This is a genomic window from Pseudomonas vanderleydeniana (genome assembly GCF_014268755.2).
GTDB classification, from domain to species: domain Bacteria; phylum Pseudomonadota; class Gammaproteobacteria; order Pseudomonadales; family Pseudomonadaceae; genus Aquipseudomonas; species Aquipseudomonas vanderleydeniana.
Genome location: NZ_CP077093.1, coordinates 5,163,664 through 5,179,004, shown reverse-complemented (window position 1 = coordinate 5,179,004; position 15,341 = coordinate 5,163,664). Strand labels below are relative to the sequence as shown.

11 protein-coding genes are annotated in these 15,341 nt (G+C 64.1%); 3 read left to right on the top strand and 8 right to left on the bottom strand.

Annotated elements, in window-relative coordinates; translation table 11 throughout:
- The first annotated feature begins 16 nt into the window (after positions 1-16).
- Both HU752_RS23270 and HU752_RS23265 read left to right on the top strand, forming a co-directional pair.
- Complete coding sequence (locus HU752_RS23270) at positions 17-1,000, top strand: FecR family protein (protein ID WP_186684012.1); 984 nt, start codon at positions 17-19, stop codon at positions 998-1,000.
- Between the two features lie 96 nt (positions 1,001-1,096).
- Positions 1,097-3,547 carry a TonB-dependent siderophore receptor gene (locus HU752_RS23265; protein ID WP_437182279.1) on the top strand — a complete coding sequence of 817 codons (2,451 nt, stop codon included), beginning with the start codon at positions 1,097-1,099 and terminating at the stop codon, positions 3,545-3,547.
- A 196-nt stretch (positions 3,548-3,743) separates the two neighbouring features.
- On the opposite strand, the gene HU752_RS23260 is transcribed toward HU752_RS23265, so the two are convergent.
- The 3 genes from HU752_RS23260 to HU752_RS23250 all read right to left on the bottom strand — a co-directional run bounded on the left by HU752_RS23260 (position 3,744) and on the right by HU752_RS23250 (position 7,119).
- Positions 3,744-4,895, bottom strand: a complete 1,152-nt coding sequence (locus tag HU752_RS23260; RefSeq protein ID WP_186684010.1) for an MFS transporter — start codon at positions 4,893-4,895, stop codon at positions 3,744-3,746.
- 157 nt (positions 4,896-5,052) lie between these two features.
- Complete coding sequence (locus HU752_RS23255; RefSeq protein ID WP_186684008.1) at positions 5,053-6,204, bottom strand: M14 family metallopeptidase; 1,152 nt, start codon at positions 6,202-6,204, stop codon at positions 5,053-5,055.
- A gap of 546 nt (positions 6,205-6,750) precedes the next feature.
- Positions 6,751-7,119, bottom strand: a complete 369-nt coding sequence (locus HU752_RS23250; RefSeq protein WP_186684006.1) for a DUF6124 family protein — start codon at positions 7,117-7,119, stop codon at positions 6,751-6,753.
- Positions 7,120-7,247: 128 nt separating this feature from the next.
- Between HU752_RS23250 and HU752_RS23245 the strand changes: the two genes are divergently transcribed.
- Complete coding sequence (locus tag HU752_RS23245; protein WP_186684004.1) at positions 7,248-7,904, top strand: LexA family protein; 657 nt, start codon at positions 7,248-7,250, stop codon at positions 7,902-7,904.
- A gap of 117 nt (positions 7,905-8,021) precedes the next feature.
- On the opposite strand, the gene HU752_RS23240 is transcribed toward HU752_RS23245, so the two are convergent.
- The 5 genes from HU752_RS23240 to HU752_RS23220 form a co-directional block, all read right to left on the bottom strand.
- Positions 8,022-9,965 carry an acetyl/propionyl/methylcrotonyl-CoA carboxylase subunit alpha gene (locus HU752_RS23240; RefSeq protein ID WP_186684002.1) on the bottom strand — a complete coding sequence of 648 codons (1,944 nt, stop codon included), beginning with the start codon at positions 9,963-9,965 and terminating at the stop codon, positions 8,022-8,024.
- The gene (locus tag HU752_RS23235; RefSeq protein WP_186683994.1) at positions 9,965-10,780 is read right to left on the bottom strand and encodes a gamma-carboxygeranoyl-CoA hydratase; all 816 of its coding nucleotides are present in this window, start codon (positions 10,778-10,780) and stop codon (positions 9,965-9,967) included. The genes HU752_RS23240 and HU752_RS23235 overlap by 1 nt, the downstream gene beginning before the upstream one ends.
- A 130-nt stretch (positions 10,781-10,910) precedes the next feature.
- Positions 10,911-12,518 carry a carboxyl transferase domain-containing protein gene (locus HU752_RS23230; RefSeq protein ID WP_186683992.1) on the bottom strand — a complete coding sequence of 536 codons (1,608 nt, stop codon included), beginning with the start codon at positions 12,516-12,518 and terminating at the stop codon, positions 10,911-10,913.
- An 11-nt stretch (positions 12,519-12,529) separates the two neighbouring features.
- Complete coding sequence (locus HU752_RS23225; protein ID WP_186683990.1) at positions 12,530-13,693, bottom strand: isovaleryl-CoA dehydrogenase; 1,164 nt, start codon at positions 13,691-13,693, stop codon at positions 12,530-12,532.
- A gap of 686 nt (positions 13,694-14,379) precedes the next feature.
- Entirely contained in the window at positions 14,380-15,279 is a 900-nt protein-coding gene (locus tag HU752_RS23220; RefSeq protein WP_186683988.1) for a hydroxymethylglutaryl-CoA lyase, read from the bottom strand.
- Positions 15,280-15,341 lie beyond the last annotated feature (62 nt).

The following is a 15,341-nucleotide window of genomic DNA, read 5'->3' as shown; positions in this document are numbered from 1 at the left end:
CCGGACAGGACTTTCCATGATGGATACCCGTGACTGCAACTGCGATCCCACTACGGTTCGCGACGAGGCCGCCGCCTGGTTCGTACGGGTCCAGGAGGCGCCGCTGAGCGCAGCGCAGCAGGCCGAGTTCGATGCCTGGCGTAACGAGCATGCCCTGCATCAGGACGAGTTCGATCTGCTCAAGGGGCTCTGGAGCGCTACCGACCTGTTGCCCCGGGCGCGTTTGCAGGCGCTGTGCGAGGCTGCGCCGGAACGTGTCCCGCGCCGACCGCTGCTGCGTTACGCCGTGGCGGCTGGGGTGGTTGCGGTAGCGGTAGGCCTGGGGCTGTTCAGCGGCCTGAATCACCCGGCGCCCTATAGCGCGACCTTCACCACGGTGCTCGGCGAACGCCGCCAGGTCGCCTTGCCCGATGGTTCTGTCATTGATCTCAACAGCCGCAGTCGGGTGGTGGTGAATTACGAGCGCGATCGGCGTTCCGTCGAGCTGGAGCAGGGCGAGGCGATGTTCAGCGTCGAGCACGACAGCGGCCGGCCATTCGTGGTGCAGACCGGTGTCGGCAAGGTGACGGTCACCGGCACCCGCTTCGACGTGCGCCGCGACCCAGCCCAGACGCGTGTGGTGGTGGAGGCGGGGACGGTCAAGGTGCAGGGGCGCAATGCGGGTGACGACCAGTTCGTCAGCCTCACCGCCGGCCTCGGTACGCGTGTCGACGCCCAGGGCAATGTCGCGGCGGCCCAGGCGGTCAATCCGGAAGAACTGACGGCCTGGCGCAGCGGCAAGCTGGTGTTCAACAACGCGAGCCTGGCCGAAGTGGTCAGTGAAGTCTCGCGCTATCGGGACAAGCCGCTGACGGTCGCCACGTCGGCGGTGGGCAACCTGCGCCTGACCAGTGTGTTCAGGGTCAACGACACCGACGCCTTGCTCAAGGCCCTGCCGAACATCCTGCCAGTGGCCGTGCGCAGCCGTGCCGATGGCTCTCAGGAAATAATTTCAAAATAGATTCAGGTTTTTTTCGAGTTCGTCGTCTTCTGTCCAACTGCAACTGGTTTGCATTAACAGTCGCATGCATTTGTGAACAACAGGACAAGGTCAGACGTGAACAACAACAAACCCAGCGCGCTTTACCAGGCGATCCGCCGTGCACTGCCAAGCTCCCAGGCCTTGGCCCTGGCACTGACGGTGGCCGGTGCGGCGACCCTGAGCCAGATGGCCCAGGCCGATACCGCCATTCATATCCAGGCCCAGCCACTGGCGTCGGCCTTGAGCCAGTTGGGCCAGCAGACCTCCCTGCAAGTGTTCTTCAATCCGCAACTGGTGGCCGGCAAGCAGGCTCCGGCGGTCGACGGCAACCTGTCGCCGGAGGAAGCGCTGAACGTACTGCTGCGCGGCAGCGGCCTGGGCTACGACCTGCAGGACGGCTCGGTCACCTTGCGTGCGGCCGTGCCGGCCGCCAGCGGAGCCCTTGAGCTGGCACCGATCGACGTCAAGGTCGTGGGCGACTGGCTCGGCGACGCCGACCAGGCGATCGTGCAGAACCATCCGGGCGCGCGCACCGTGGTGCGGCGCCAGGCAATGGTCGAGCAGGGCGCGATGAACGTGAAGGACGCGCTCAAGACCGTGCCTGGCGTGCAGGTGCAGGAAAACAACGGTACCGGTGGCAGCGACATTTCTCTCAACGTCGGTGTGCGTGGCCTGACCTCGCGCCTGTCGCCACGCTCGACCGTGCTGATCGACGGCGTGCCGGCGGCGTTCGCGCCCTACGGTCAGCCGCAGCTGTCGATGGCGCCGGTCTCGGTCGGCAACCTGGACAGCATCGACGTGGTTCGCGGGGCCGGTTCCGTGCGCTACGGACCGCAGAACGTGGGGGGCGTGATCAACTTCGTGACCCGGGCGATTCCGGAGAAATTCTCCGGCGAGGTTGGCACTACGCTGGAAACCACCCGCTACGGTGGCGTCAAGCACCTGGACACGGCGTTCCTCGGTGGCACCGCCGATAACGGTTTCGGCGCAGCGTTGCTGTACTCCGGCGTGAAGGGCCAGGGCTATCGCGAGAGCAACAACGGCAACGACATCAACGACGTGCTGCTCAAGACCCATTGGGCCCCGACCGAGGTCGACGACTTCTCGCTGAACCTGCACTACTACGATGCCAACGCCGACATGCCCGGCGGCCTGACCCAGAAGCAGTACGATGCCAATCCCTACCAGTCGGTGCGCGACTACGACAACTTCACCGGCCGGCGCAAGGACATCTCCTTCAAGTACAAGCGGCAGGTCGATGACCAGACCCAGGTCGAGGTGCTGACCTACTACACCGACAGCTTCCGTGGCAGCAACATCGCCGCCCGTGACCAGAAGACCCTCAGTTCCTTCCCGCGCAGCTACTACACCATCGGCGTCGAACCGCGTGCCTCGCGGGTGTTCGAACTGGGCGAAACCAGCCAGGAAGTCAGCGTCGGCTACCGTTACCTGCGCGAGGCCATGCACGAGTCCTCCAGCCGCGTGGCGCTGGTCAACAACGTGCCCACCATCACCCCGACTTCCGACGGCCATATTTTCCAGGATCGTACCGGTGGCACCGAGGCCAATGCCTTCTACATCGACGACAAGATCGATATCGGCAAATGGACCATCACCCCGGGTATCCGCTTCGAACGCATCAATACCGACTGGCACGAGCGCCCGGTACCGGGCACCAACGGCGTGCCGGTGCAGGAGAAGAACCGCAGTGTCAGCAGCAACGAGCCGTTGCCGGCGCTGAGCGTGATGTACCACCTGTCCGATGCGTGGAAACTGTTCGCCAACTACGAGACCTCGTTCGGCAGCCTGCAGTATTTCCAGGTGGCCCAGGGCGGCAACGGCAACAGCACCGCCAACGGCCTGCAGCCGGAGAAGGCCAAGACCTACGAGCTGGGTACGCGCTACGACAATGGCATCTGGGGCGGCGAGGTCACGCTGTTCTACATCGACTTCGCCGATGAGCTGCAGTACGTCAGCAACGATGTAGGCTGGACCAACCTTGGCGCGACCAGGCACCAGGGGGGCGAGACCTCCGTGCATTACGACCTGTCGGACCTGAACCCGGCACTCGACGGCCTGACGGCGAACCTGGGCTACACCTACACCAAGGCCACCTCCCAGGGCGACATCCCGGGCTTCAAGGATCGTGACCTGCCATTGTACTCGCGCCAGGTGCTCAACCTCGGCCTGCGCTACGCGATCAATCGCTGGACCTACAACCTCGACGGCTTCGCGCAGTCGGCCCAGCGGGCTCCCGGGACCGGCACCAATGCCGACGGTAGCTTCAACGGCAACTACATCACCCAGCCAACCGCTGATGGCCAGTACGGCAACATCCCCGGCTACATGACCTGGGATGTACGCGGGGCGTATGACTTCGGTGCGCAGTTGTCGAACCTGAAGCTGGGAGCGGGGGTGCGTAACGTGTTCGATCAGCGCTACTTCACCCGTTCCAGCGACAACAACGCGGGGATCTATGTGGGTGAACCGCGGACGTTCTTCGTGCAGGCGAGCGTGGGCTTCTGATTCGCCAGAGTCTTTTACAGGGCCTGTAGGAACCGAACCTTGTGATGAGCGGGCTTGGTCGCGCTCGGCTGTGCAGCAGCCGTAAAACCTGGCAACCGAGTTGCACCTGATACTCCGAGGGTGCCGGTTTGGGGGCGCTTTGCGCCCCAGCGCGGGCAAGCCCGCTCGCCACAAGTCGGGCCTGGCCCAAAGTGGCTCAAACCCGCAGGATCCTGCCGCTGGCGGCCACGCCCACCAGCATCAGGGCGATCAACAGGAAAGCCAGGCTCAGGCTGCTGGCATGGGCGATGAAACCGATCGCCGCCGGCCCCGCCAGGATTCCCGCATAGCCCAGGGTGGTGATCGCCGGCACGGCGATGCTTTCCGGCATGACCTTCTGCTTGCCCACGGCGGTGTACAGCACCGGCACGATGTTCGAGCAACCGGCTCCGACCAGGGCATAACCCACCAGCGCCGCTTCCCAGGCTGGGGCCAGGGTTGCAAGGGCCAGTCCGGCGGCGGCAGTGAGGCCGCCCATCACGATCACCCGCTTGGCGCCCAGACGTCGCACGATGGCGTCGCCGGTCAGCCGGCCGACCGTCATGGTCAGGGCGAAGGCAGCGTAGCCAAGCCCGGCATAGGCATCCGGCACCTGGCGCTCGGCACTGAGAAACACCGCGCTCCAGTCCAGCATCGCCCCTTCGGCGAGAAACACGATGAAGCACAGCAGGCCGATGAACAGCACGACACCGTGGGGCACGGCAAAGGCCGGGCCGGAGCTTTCACTGCCATAGGGCAACAGGTGCGGCGCGGCCTTGAGCAGCGCGATCACCAGGAACAGGATCACCACGCCGATGGCCCCCAGCGGTGACAGGCCCAGGCCGAGCAGGGCGCTGACCCCGGCCGCACCGGCGATCCCGCCGAGGCTGAACAGGCCATGGAAACCCGACATCATCGTCTTGCCGCTGGCCCGTTCGACGATCACCGCTTGCAGGTTCACCGTGGAATCCACCGTGCCAAGCCCGGCGCCGAACAGGAACAGGCTGAAGACCAGCAACGGTACCGAGCTGACGGTCGCCAGCAGCGGCAGGGCGACGCAGATCAGCAGGGTGCCGACGGTCAGCACGCGGCGGCAGCCGAAGCGCCCGGCCAGGGCGCCGGCCACGGGCATGGCGATGATCGATCCAACGCCGAGGCACAGCAGCAGCAGGCCGAGCGTGCCTTCATCGAGCCCGGTACGGGCCTTGGCATAAGGCACCAGCGGTGCCCAGGCGGCCACGCCGAAACCGGCGATGAAGAAGGCGATGCGGGTCGACATCTGTTCCAGGCGCCCGGGGCGGGTCGGGGCGTGGGAGGTGAGGGCAGTCATGAAAAATCCTTGTGAGGTGCTGGGCGGCCGCCTTTAGCCGGCTCCTACAGTGGGCGGTGACGCAAGCAGGACGGGCGTACGATGCCGATCCTGCAGGAGCAGGGCTTGCCCGCGAACACAGACGTTCGAGGGCCGCTGAAGGCAAACAGTTCCAGTCTCAGCGCAAGCGCCCGACGATATCGGCGATGCTGCTGAGTACGTCCTTGCCCAATTGTGCCGAACGCTTGCCCGACCAGCCGGTGCGTGCGTCCGGAGCGTCGTCGTTGTCCTTGAAGGGCATCTCCAGGGTCAGCGACAGGCAATCGTACTGTTGACCGACGCTGTTGCAGGCCAGGGTCATGTTGGCTTCGCCTGGCAGGTCACGGGTATAGCCATGGGTGGTCTGGAAGTCCCGGGTCAGGGCACTGAGGTGGCTGCGAAAATGTTGCTCCAGCTCGGCGATCCGCGGGGTGTAGCCCGGGTTGCCTTCGCAGCCGGCGGTGAACACATAGGGAATCTCTTCGTCGCCATGGATGTCGAGGAACAGGTCCACGCCATGCTTGGCCATCTGTTGCTGGACGAAGAACACTTCCGGGCTGATTTCCTGGCTGGCGCTCTGCCAGGCGCGGTTCAGGTCCTGGCCCATGGCGTTGGTGCGCAGGTGGCCGTGGAAGGCGCCGTCCGGGTTCATGTTCGGTACCAGATACAGGTCGGCAGCGGCCAGCAGTGCGTTCAACTCCGTGTCGTCGCGGTTCTGCAGGCGTTCGATCACACCTTCCATGAACCACTCGGCCATGTGTTCGCCGGGATGCTGCTGGGCGATCAGCCAGACCTTGCGCTTGCCTGCGTCGCCGTTGCCCCTGCGCAGCAATGGGATATCCCGGCCCTCGGCGCTCTTGCCGGTGGCCAGCAGTTCGGTGCCGGCGTGGGTCAGGGCCTGTTCGATCAGCCAGTCATGCCGTTCACGGCTGTAGGGTTCGAAGTAGGCGAACCAGGCGTGCGGCTGTTCGGCCTGGAACTGGATGTGCAGGCTTTCACCGTCGAAGCGGGTGTCGGTCCGGAACCAGTCGTGATGGTCGTGGGAGGCGGCGGCACGATAGCCGGTCCAGGCCTTGTTGTAGGAGGACTGGCTGGCATTGGTCAGTTCGAAGGTATAGGACTGGCCCGGTTGCAGGCCTTCGACCTTGAAATGGAACCACTGGAAGTGCTGGCTGCGGGTATCCGGCTCGATGGCCAGCAGCAGGTGCTGTGGGTGGCTGGCGTCCAGTACCTGGATGTTGCCGCTGTCGAAGTCGCTGCTGATTTTGAGTGAGGGCAGAACCACGGTCATAGTCTATGTACCTGATTATGATGTCTTGTGGTTGCTACTTTACACGGCAAGGGGCCGTTGGCCGAGGCTCGTCAGGCCTGGCGCGGCGAGGGGGCGTCGTCCCTGACGCCATGTCAGGGTAGTGTTTATGATATTGATTCTCAAGTACTTCAGTCATTTTTCCGATCGATTGCCCTGGCTGGCAGCCTTTCATTGAGCAATGGTCCTTTGCTATCATGCGCGCCATCGCGACTGCCCCATTAAGATGGCAGCGCCCAAGTCTTCATTAGCCTGAAGCGAACCCTTAAAAGGGTGCAAAAAAAAGACCCGGCAAAAAGCCGGGTCAAAAACCGTGATTAGCCTGATGAGGAGATAATCCAGGAGTCCGACCTAAGGTCTCCAGGGTTATCGACTGATCTCGCGACCAGCTGCTTGCAATAATAATCATTATCATTTGCAAGTCAATTGTTTTCCTGCCTCTTTCGGAAATTATTTTCCAGCCCCCCTTCAGACTGCGATTGCCTCTGTCATCGGCCATTCAGCGTCGCTCGTCTGTGCGCGCGTGCTTCATGGCGCCGGGTACTGCATGTTCACGGCACGATCAACCATGGCCTTGGCCATGTCGATCATGTGCACCACCGAGAACGCCAGGTCGCGGGAAGAGCCCTGCAGGGCGTCGGCCGCTTCATAGGCGGTGGCGGCGGCGCAACGCAGCAGGTCGGAGGCATGGATCATCGCTTCTTCGGCGCTGAGGTTATGGCGCACGGTGAACAGCCGGTCCTCGCTGATGCGATAGGGACTCCCCTCGGCAATCGAGCTTGAAACGGTTGGTTTCAAATAATAGTCGAGCGCCCGTCGGGTCGCGGGCCCGTCCCTGAGCGAGTCGTAGGTGGGCGTGGTGTCGATATCGATCTGGGTCTTGGTGCTGGAAGTCATGGAGAGCCTGCCTTTGAGGGGAGTTCGAAACAGCAGCTCCAGATTAGTACTTAATGTACTTGTATGCTCGTAGTATATAATACATTTTGTGTATTGATCCGCCGAGTACAGGCCGTATTGTGCCGTCCATGGATAAATGGATTGCACTGGTGAGAGCCAAGCTGCGCGAGCTTGACCTCACGCAAGAGAAACTCGGAGAACGCGTTGGGGTATCCCAGGGCGGTGTCGGTCATTGGCTGAACAAGCGCCGCCAGCCGGACCTGGAGACCATGAACAAGGTCTTCCTGGCCCTGGGGCTCGGGCATCTGGAGATCGCGCTGGTGATCCGCGACCGTTCGGTGGCGGTTCAGTTGCCTGCCGAGCGCGACGGGCAGCCCTACGACACCACGTCGGCATTCCGCTACCCGGTCAGTGACTGGCGTTCGGTGGTGCACACCCGCGAGCCAGGGATGGAGAGCAACGTCGCCGCGTATTACGAGGTGGCCGATCACTACGCCACGGGCGCGGCGTTCTGGCTGAAGGTGGCGGGGGATGCGATGACCGCGCCGTTGGGTCTCAGCGTTCCGGAAGGGATGTTGATCCTGGTCGATCCGGACCTGGAGGCCGAGCCCGGCAAGCTGGTGATCGCCCGCCTGCGCGACAGCGAGGAGGCGATATTCCGGCAGTGGGTGCAGGAGGGTGGCCAGGATTACCTGAAGCCGTTGAATCCGACGTATCCGAAGATACTCTTTACCGATGATTACAGCATTATCGGCGTGGTCGTACAGGCAACGGCGAAGTTCTGATGGTGTTCACGGACTTTTAGGCGGTTGCTTCTGTAGGGGCAGGGCCTGCCCGCGAGTGAGCCCGCTAGCTCGTTAAAAGCTTCGCGGGCAAACCACGCTCCTACAGGTCGACGGACTTTATTCCAGCTCGACCAACGCACTCCCTTCGGCAACCATCTCGCCTTCCTGGCAATGCAGCGCCTTGATCACCCCGGCCTGAGGGGCACGGATGCTGTGTTCCATCTTCATGGCTTCGAGCACCACCAGTTGCGTTCCTGCCTCGACCGCCTGGCCGACCTCCACCAGGATACGCACGATGCTGCCATTCATCGGTGCCGTCAGGCCGCCCTGGTGGCCGTGGCTGGCCTCGACCGCGGCGATCGGGTCGAAGGCGCTGATCGCCAGCAGTTCGCCCTGCCATTGCAGGTACAGCTCGCTGCCCTGGCGGATCAGCCGATGGCGCCGGCGCACACCCGAGTGCTCGATTGACAGCGTTTCACCCTGCAAGGTGATGGCCCAGTCCGTTGCCAGTGTCACCGCCCGATCCTCGTTGCGGCAGCTCAGGTGCAGCACGGTTTCGTTGGGCAGCCCGCAGCGCAGGCCGTTGCGGTCGGACCAGGGCGAAGCCGGGTCGTCCTCGCGGCGGCGCTCAGGCAGGCTGCGGATCCAGGCCTGGGCCGCCACTTGCCAGAACTCGTCGCCCAGCGGTTCGGCGGGCGGCAGCAACTGCTCCTGGTAACGCGCAATGAAGCCGGTATCCAGTTCCGCCGCGGCAAAGGCCGGATGCCCGATGATCCGCCGCAGGAACGCGACGTTGGTCTTGAGCCCGCCGACCGCGAACTCGTCGAGCATCGCCAGCAGACGCAGGCGTGCCTGTTCGCGGGTTTCGCCCCAGGCGATCAGCTTGCCCAGCATCGGGTCGTAGAACGGCGAGACGCTGTCGCCCTCGGCTACACCACTGTCGACCCGTCGGCCCGGCCCGGCCGCCGATTCGCGGTAGACCTCCAGGCGTCCGGTGGCCGGCAGGAAATCATTGCCCGGGTCTTCGGCGTACAGGCGTACTTCGATGGCATGGCCCAGCAGCGGTACGTCCTGCTGGCTGATCGGCAGGGTTTCGCCGCTGGCCACGCGGATCTGCCAGGCGACCAGATCGAGGCCGGTGATGGCTTCGGTGACCGGGTGCTCGACCTGCAGGCGGGTGTTCATCTCCATGAAGAAGAACTCGCCGCGTGAGTCCAGCAGGAACTCCACGGTGCCGGCACCGACGTAACCGATGGCTTGCGCTGCCCGCACCGCCGCTTCACCCATGGCCTGGCGTAGCGCCGGGCTGAGACCGGGGGCGGGAGCCTCCTCGACGACCTTCTGGTGGCGGCGCTGGATCGAGCAGTCGCGCTCGTTGAGGTAAAGGCAGTTGCCATGGCGGTCGGCGAACACCTGGATTTCCACATGGCGCGGCTTGAGCAGGTACTTTTCCACCAGCATTCGCGAGTCGCCGAACGACGATTGCGCTTCGCGTTGTGCCGAGGCCAGCGCTTCGGCCAGTTGCCCGGGTTCCTCGACCACCTTCATGCCCTTGCCGCCGCCGCCGGCGGTGGCCTTGAGCAACACCGGGTAGCCGATGCGGGAGGCGGCTTCGCGGAATGTCTGCGCATCCTGCGCTTCGCCATGGTAGCCGGGTACCAATGGCACGCCGGCGGTTTCCATCAGGGCCTTGGCCGCGGACTTGCTGCCCATGGCGTCGATGGCCGTGGAGGGTGGTCCGAGAAAGACCAGTCCAGCGGCCTCGACCGCGCGGGCGAAGTCGGCGTTTTCCGAGAGGAAGCCATAGCCGGGGTGGATCGCCTGGGCGCCACTGGCCTGGGCGGCGGCAATCAGCTTGTCGATTCGCAGGTAGCTTTCGGCGGCCTTGCTGCCGCCCAGGTCGACGCGGATATCGGCCTCGCGGCTGTGGCGGGCGTCACGGTCGATGGCACTGTGCACGGCGACGGTGGTCAGGCCCATGGCCTTGGCGGTACGCATCACCCGGCAGGCGATTTCGCCACGGTTGGCGACCAGCAGGGAGGTGATCACAGTGGCGCTCATCAATGAGACTCCTTGTTGGTCGATCCGGCCTGCCAGGCCGGTGGGCGTTTTTGCAGGAAGGCACGCAGGCCTTCCTGGCCTTCGGGGCTGACCCGGATACGGGCAATGGCGTTTTCACAGTAGCGGCGCAGGGAGGGGGTGAGGGCGCCGCTGCCGACTTCGCGCAGCAGGTCCTTGCTCACCCGCATCGCCTGCGGGCTGTTCTGCAGCAGGTTGTCGATCCAGGTCTCGACCTGCCGCTCCAGTTCGGCGGCTGGATAGCATTCGGCCAACAGGCCGAGTTCGCGGGCACGCAGGCCACTGAAGCGTTCGGCGGTGAGCGCGTAGCGGCGGGTGGCGCGCTCGCCGATGGCCTGGACCACGAAGGGGCTTATCACCGCCGGGGCCAGGCCGATGCGCACTTCCGACAGGCAGAACTGGGCGTCCTCGGCTCCGATGGCCATGTCGCAGCAACTGATCAGGCCCAGGGCACCACCATAGGCCGCGCCCTGGACCACGGCGAGGGTCGGGACTTTCAGTCGGGCCAGGTTGTACATCAGCTCGGCCAGTTCGCGGGCGTCGTCGAGATTGGTGTGGTAGTCCATTTCAGCCGATTGCTGCATCCAGGCCAGGTCGGCGCCGGCGCTGAAGTGCCGGCCGCGGGCGCGCAGGAGCAGGAAGCGCAGGCTGGCGTCGGCCTGGATCTTGTCCAGCGCGAGGATCAGTTCGCGGATCATCTCGGCGTTGAACGCGTTGTTCTTGGCTTCGCGGCTGAGCCAGAGGGTGGCGAAACCGCGCGGGTCGGTGTGCAGTTCCAGGGTGTTGAAGTCGGTCATGGTGTTTCGCTCCGATTGGAGAGTTGCAGCGTTTGATCGAATACCGTTGCCCTGTAGGAGCGTGTGGGGCCTTTGGCGGTCCCTGGAGCCTATTCGCAGGCAAGCCACGCTCCTACAGACTGTGTGCGGACTACATGCGGAACACGCCGAACCGGCTCGGCTCGATCGGCGCATTGAGCGTCGCCGAGAGGGCCAGGCCGAGGATGTCGCGGGTCTGTGCCGGATCGATCACGCCGTCGTCCCACAGGCGGGCGCTGGAGTAATACGGATGGCCCTGGTGTTCGTACTGGTCGAGAATCGGCTGCTTGATCTCGGCTTCCTGCTGCGCCGTGAAAGCCTGGCCGCTGCGTTCGCTCTGTTCGCGCTTGACCTGCACCAGCACGCCCGCCGCCTGCTCGGCTCCCATCACGCCGATCCGCGCGTTCGGCCACATCCACAGGAAGCGCGGATCGTAGGCCCGCCCGCACATGCCGTAGTTGCCGGCGCCGAAGCTGCCGCCGATGATCACGGTGAACTTCGGCACCTTGGCGCAGGCCACCGCGGTGACCAGCTTGGCGCCGTGCTTGGCGATACCGCCGGCTTCGTACTTCTGGCCGACCATGAAGCCGGTGATGTTCTGCAGGAACAGCAGCGGAATGCCGCGCTGGCAGGCCAGCTCGATGAAGTGCGCGCCTTTTTGCGCCGCCTCGGCGAAGAGGATGCCGTTGTTGGCCAGGATCGCCACCGGGTAGCCGTGCAGGTGGGCGAAGCCGCAGACCAGGGTGGTGCCGAACAGGGCCTTGAATTCGTCGAGTACCGAGCCGTCCACCAGCCGGGCGATGACTTCGCGCACATCGAACGGTTGCTTGGCGTCGGCCGGAATCACCCCGTACAGCTCGTCAGCCGGGTAGTTCGGGGCAATCGGGGTACGTTGCTGCAGTTCACCGAGCTTGCGCCAGTTGAGGTTGGCGACGCTGCGCCGGGCCAGGGCCAGGGCATGTTCATCGCTGTCGGCGTAATGGTCGGCCACGCCGGAGACCTTGCAGTGCACATCGGCGCCGCCGAGCTCCTCGGCGCTCACCACCTCGCCGGTGGCGGCCTTCACCAGTGGCGGGCCGGCGAGGAAGATGGTCGCCTGCTGGCGGACCATGATGGTTTCGTCGGCCATTGCCGGCACATAGGCGCCGCCGGCGGTGCAGGAGCCCATGACCACGGCGATCTGCGCGATGCCCTGGGCGCTCATGTTGGCCTGGTTGAAGAAGATCCGCCCGAAGTGTTCGCGGTCCGGGAACACTTCGTCCTGGCGCGGCAGGTTGGCACCACCGGAGTCGACCAGGTAGATGCACGGCAGGCGGTTCTGCTGGGCGATGGCCTGGGCGCGCAGGTGTTTCTTCACGGTGAGCGGGTAGTAGGAGCCGCCTTTGACCGTGGCGTCGTTGGCCACGATCATGCACTCGACCCCCTCGACGCGACCGATGCCGGCGATCACCCCGGCTGCCGGGACGTCTTCGCCGTACACGTCGTGGGCGGCCAACTGGCTGATTTCCAGGAACGGCGAACCCGGGTCGAGCAGGCGATTGATCCGCTCGCGTGGCAGCAATTTGCCGCGCGAGGTATGCCGCTCCTGGGCCTTTGCCCCGCCACCCTGGCGGACCTGGGCGAGCAGCGCGCGCAGGGCGTTGACCTGTTCGAGCATGACCGCATGGTTATTGGCGAACTCCGCCGAGCGCGGGTTGAGTTGCGTGTGCAGGATTGCCATGTGCGCGCCCCTCAGCGGGTTTCGTTGAACAGTTCGCGGCCGATCAGCATCCGGCGGATCTCGCTGGTGCCGGCGCCGATTTCATAGAGCTTGGCGTCGCGCAGCAGGCGGCCGGCGGGGAATTCGTTGATGTAGCCATTGCCGCCGAGGATCTGGATCGCTTCCAGGGCCATCTGGGTGGCGCGTTCGGCGGTGTACAGGATCACCCCGGCAGCGTCCTTGCGGGCGGTCTCGCCGCGCTCGCAGGCGCGGGCCACGGCATACAGGTAGGCGCGGCTGGCGTTGAGCTGGGTGTACATGTCGGCGACCTTGCCCTGGATCAGTTGGAACTCGCCGATGCTCTGGCCGAACTGCTTGCGGTCGTGGATGTAGGGCAGCACCAGGTCCATGCAGGCCTGCATGATCCCGGTCGGGCCGCCGGACAGGACCACGCGCTCGTAGTCCAGGCCGCTCATCAGCACCTTCACGCCGCCGTTGAGCGTGCCGAGGATGTTTTCCTCGGGCACTTCGACGTCATCGAAGAACAGTTCGCAGGTGTTGGAGCCGCGCATGCCCAGCTTGTCGAACTTGTTGCTGCGGCTGAAGCCTTTCCAGTCGCGCTCGACGATGAACGCGGTGATGCCGTGCGGGCCCTTGTCCAGGTCGGTCTTGGCGTAGATCACGTAGGTGTTGGCATCGGGGCCGTTGGTGATCCAGGTCTTGCTGCCGTTGAGGACGAAACGGTCGCCGCGCTTGTCGGCGCGCAGTTTCATCGACACCACGTCGGAGCCGGCGTTGGGTTCGCTCATGGCCAGGGCGCCGACATGTTCGCCGCTGATCAGCTGGGGCAGGTACTTGCTTTTCTGGGCGTGGTTGCCATTGCGGTTGATCTGGTTGACGCACAGGTTGGAGTGGGCGCCGTAGGAGAGGGCAACCGAAGCCGAGCCACGGCTGATTTCTTCCATGGCCACGACGTGAGCCAGGTAACCGAGACCGGCGCCGCCGTATTCCTCTGCTACGGTGATACCCAGCAGCCCCATTTCGCCGAACTTGCGCCACATGTCGGCCGGGAACAGGTTGTCCGCGTCGATCTGTGCGGCCCGTGGGGCCAGTTCCCGGGCGACGAAGCCCTGCACCTGATCACGAAGCATGTCGAGGGTTTCGCCGAGGTCGAAGTTCAGGGTCGGGTAGCTCATGGGGTCGCCTTTTGTTATGGGAAGTGGGTAAGTCGGGTGTGCGTTTTTGCTTACCTTTACGTTAACGTAAACCTGATGGCGTTGGCTGTCAATCGGCCAAGGGCGACGAAATGAGCTGGGTTCGCGGGGAGTGGGGTAGCGTAGGGAAATGGCCGAAACGCAGAAACACGAAGGGGAGCCGAAGCTCCCCTTGAATGCGTTTTGTATGCTCTTTTCTTGTTATTGAGGGGCGGTCTATTGTTGTTTTTGTCAACCGTGGCCCTTTACCGCTGTTTTTGTGCGACCCCCATCCGGGGTCAAGAGCAAACATATTTTTTTGAGCGCTGACCTGCCTTATCAGGAGATCCAACCAGTTCGGGAGCTACCTTGAGGTAGTTTTATTGTTCTCTGCCCGGTTGCGGGTGACCCGGAGGTTCCCTGAAAGCACACCTGCTCCAAAAGAATCTGTTAGCTGCGTCTCTGCCGTGTTGTTCTTGTTATGTCAGAGTCGTTACGTCTTATTTTTATTGGTTTGCTGCTTTTTGTTCTTGTTATGCCAGAGATATAGCAGGTGGCGTGCCAACTTTTTAAAATCCTTTAAAATCAATGGCTTGATGATTTTGTAGGACAATCTTCCGTCGGCGGAATCGCCAAATCTGTTCCCGTGTTACTCGTTTGTGTTTCCAGCCGGTAACACCCTGACACACTCAACCCGCCTGTCGCGCTCGTGCGACCCGTGACCCGGTAGCACGACCGAGCACGCCGCAGATTTCCTGGCCGGCCAGCAGCAGGCGATCGAGGTCGACACCGGTGCTGATACCCAGGCCGTCGAGCATGTAGAGCACGTCTTCGGTGGCAACGTTACCGCTGGCGCCCTTGGCGTACGGGCAGCCGCCGAGGCCGGCGATCGAGCTGTCGAACACCTGGATGCCTTCGAGCAGGCTGGCATAGACGTTGGCCATGGCCTGGCCGTAGGTATCGTGGAAGTGCCCGGCGAGCTTTTCCCGCGGAACGCTGGCGGACACCACTTCGAACATCCGTCGGGTGGCGCCGGGAGTGCCGGTGCCGATGGTGTCGCCCAGGGACACTTCGTAGCAGCCCATGGCATTCAGTTCGCGGGCGACCACGGCGACCTGCTCGGCGGCTACCGTGCCTTCATACGGGCAACCCAGTACGCAGGACACATAGCCACGCACGGTCACGCCGTGTTGACGGGCGGCCTCCATGATCGGCGTGAAACGCTCGAGGCTTTCGCGGATGGAGCAGTTGATGTTGCGCTGGGAAAAGGCCTCGGACGCGGCCGCGAACACCGCCACTTCCTTCACCCCGGCCGCCACGGCATCCTCGAAGCCGCGCAGGTTGGGCGCCAGGGCGGCATAGGTCACCCCTGTCTTGCGCTGGATGCCGGCGAAGACTTCGGCGGAGCCGGCCATCTGCGGTACCCATTTGGGCGAGACGAAGCTGCCGACCTCGATATAGCCCAGGCCGGCCTCGGTGAGGCGGTCGACCAGACGCACCTTGTCGGCGACGCTGATGGGCTGGGCTTCGTTCTGCAGGCCGTCGCGGGGGCCGACTTCGACCAGGCGTACGTGGGTGGGTAGGGACATGGACGGGTACCTTGTTGAATGTGGGGGGCTGCCTTGACTGTCGGGCTCTGCCGCGGTGTTCC

Excerpts from the sequence above, each read along its gene's own strand:
- HU752_RS23270 (WP_186684012.1), top strand. The coding sequence starts at position 17 with ATGATGGATACCCGTGACTGCAACTGCGATCCCACTACGGTTCGCGAC.
- HU752_RS23260 (WP_186684010.1), bottom strand. The coding sequence starts at position 4,895 with ATGACTGCCCTCACCTCCCACGCCCCGACCCGCCCCGGGCGCCTGGAA.
- HU752_RS23255 (WP_186684008.1), bottom strand. The coding sequence starts at position 6,204 with ATGACCGTGGTTCTGCCCTCACTCAAAATCAGCAGCGACTTCGACAGC.
- HU752_RS23250 (WP_186684006.1), bottom strand. The coding sequence starts at position 7,119 with ATGACTTCCAGCACCAAGACCCAGATCGATATCGACACCACGCCCACC.
- HU752_RS23245 (WP_186684004.1), top strand. The coding sequence starts at position 7,248 with ATGGATAAATGGATTGCACTGGTGAGAGCCAAGCTGCGCGAGCTTGAC.
- HU752_RS23240 (WP_186684002.1), bottom strand. The coding sequence starts at position 9,965 with ATGAGCGCCACTGTGATCACCTCCCTGCTGGTCGCCAACCGTGGCGAA.
- HU752_RS23235 (WP_186683994.1), bottom strand. The coding sequence starts at position 10,780 with ATGACCGACTTCAACACCCTGGAACTGCACACCGACCCGCGCGGTTTC.
- HU752_RS23230 (WP_186683992.1), bottom strand. The coding sequence starts at position 12,518 with ATGGCAATCCTGCACACGCAACTCAACCCGCGCTCGGCGGAGTTCGCC.
- HU752_RS23225 (WP_186683990.1), bottom strand. The coding sequence starts at position 13,693 with ATGAGCTACCCGACCCTGAACTTCGACCTCGGCGAAACCCTCGACATG.
- HU752_RS23220 (WP_186683988.1), bottom strand. The coding sequence starts at position 15,279 with ATGTCCCTACCCACCCACGTACGCCTGGTCGAAGTCGGCCCCCGCGAC.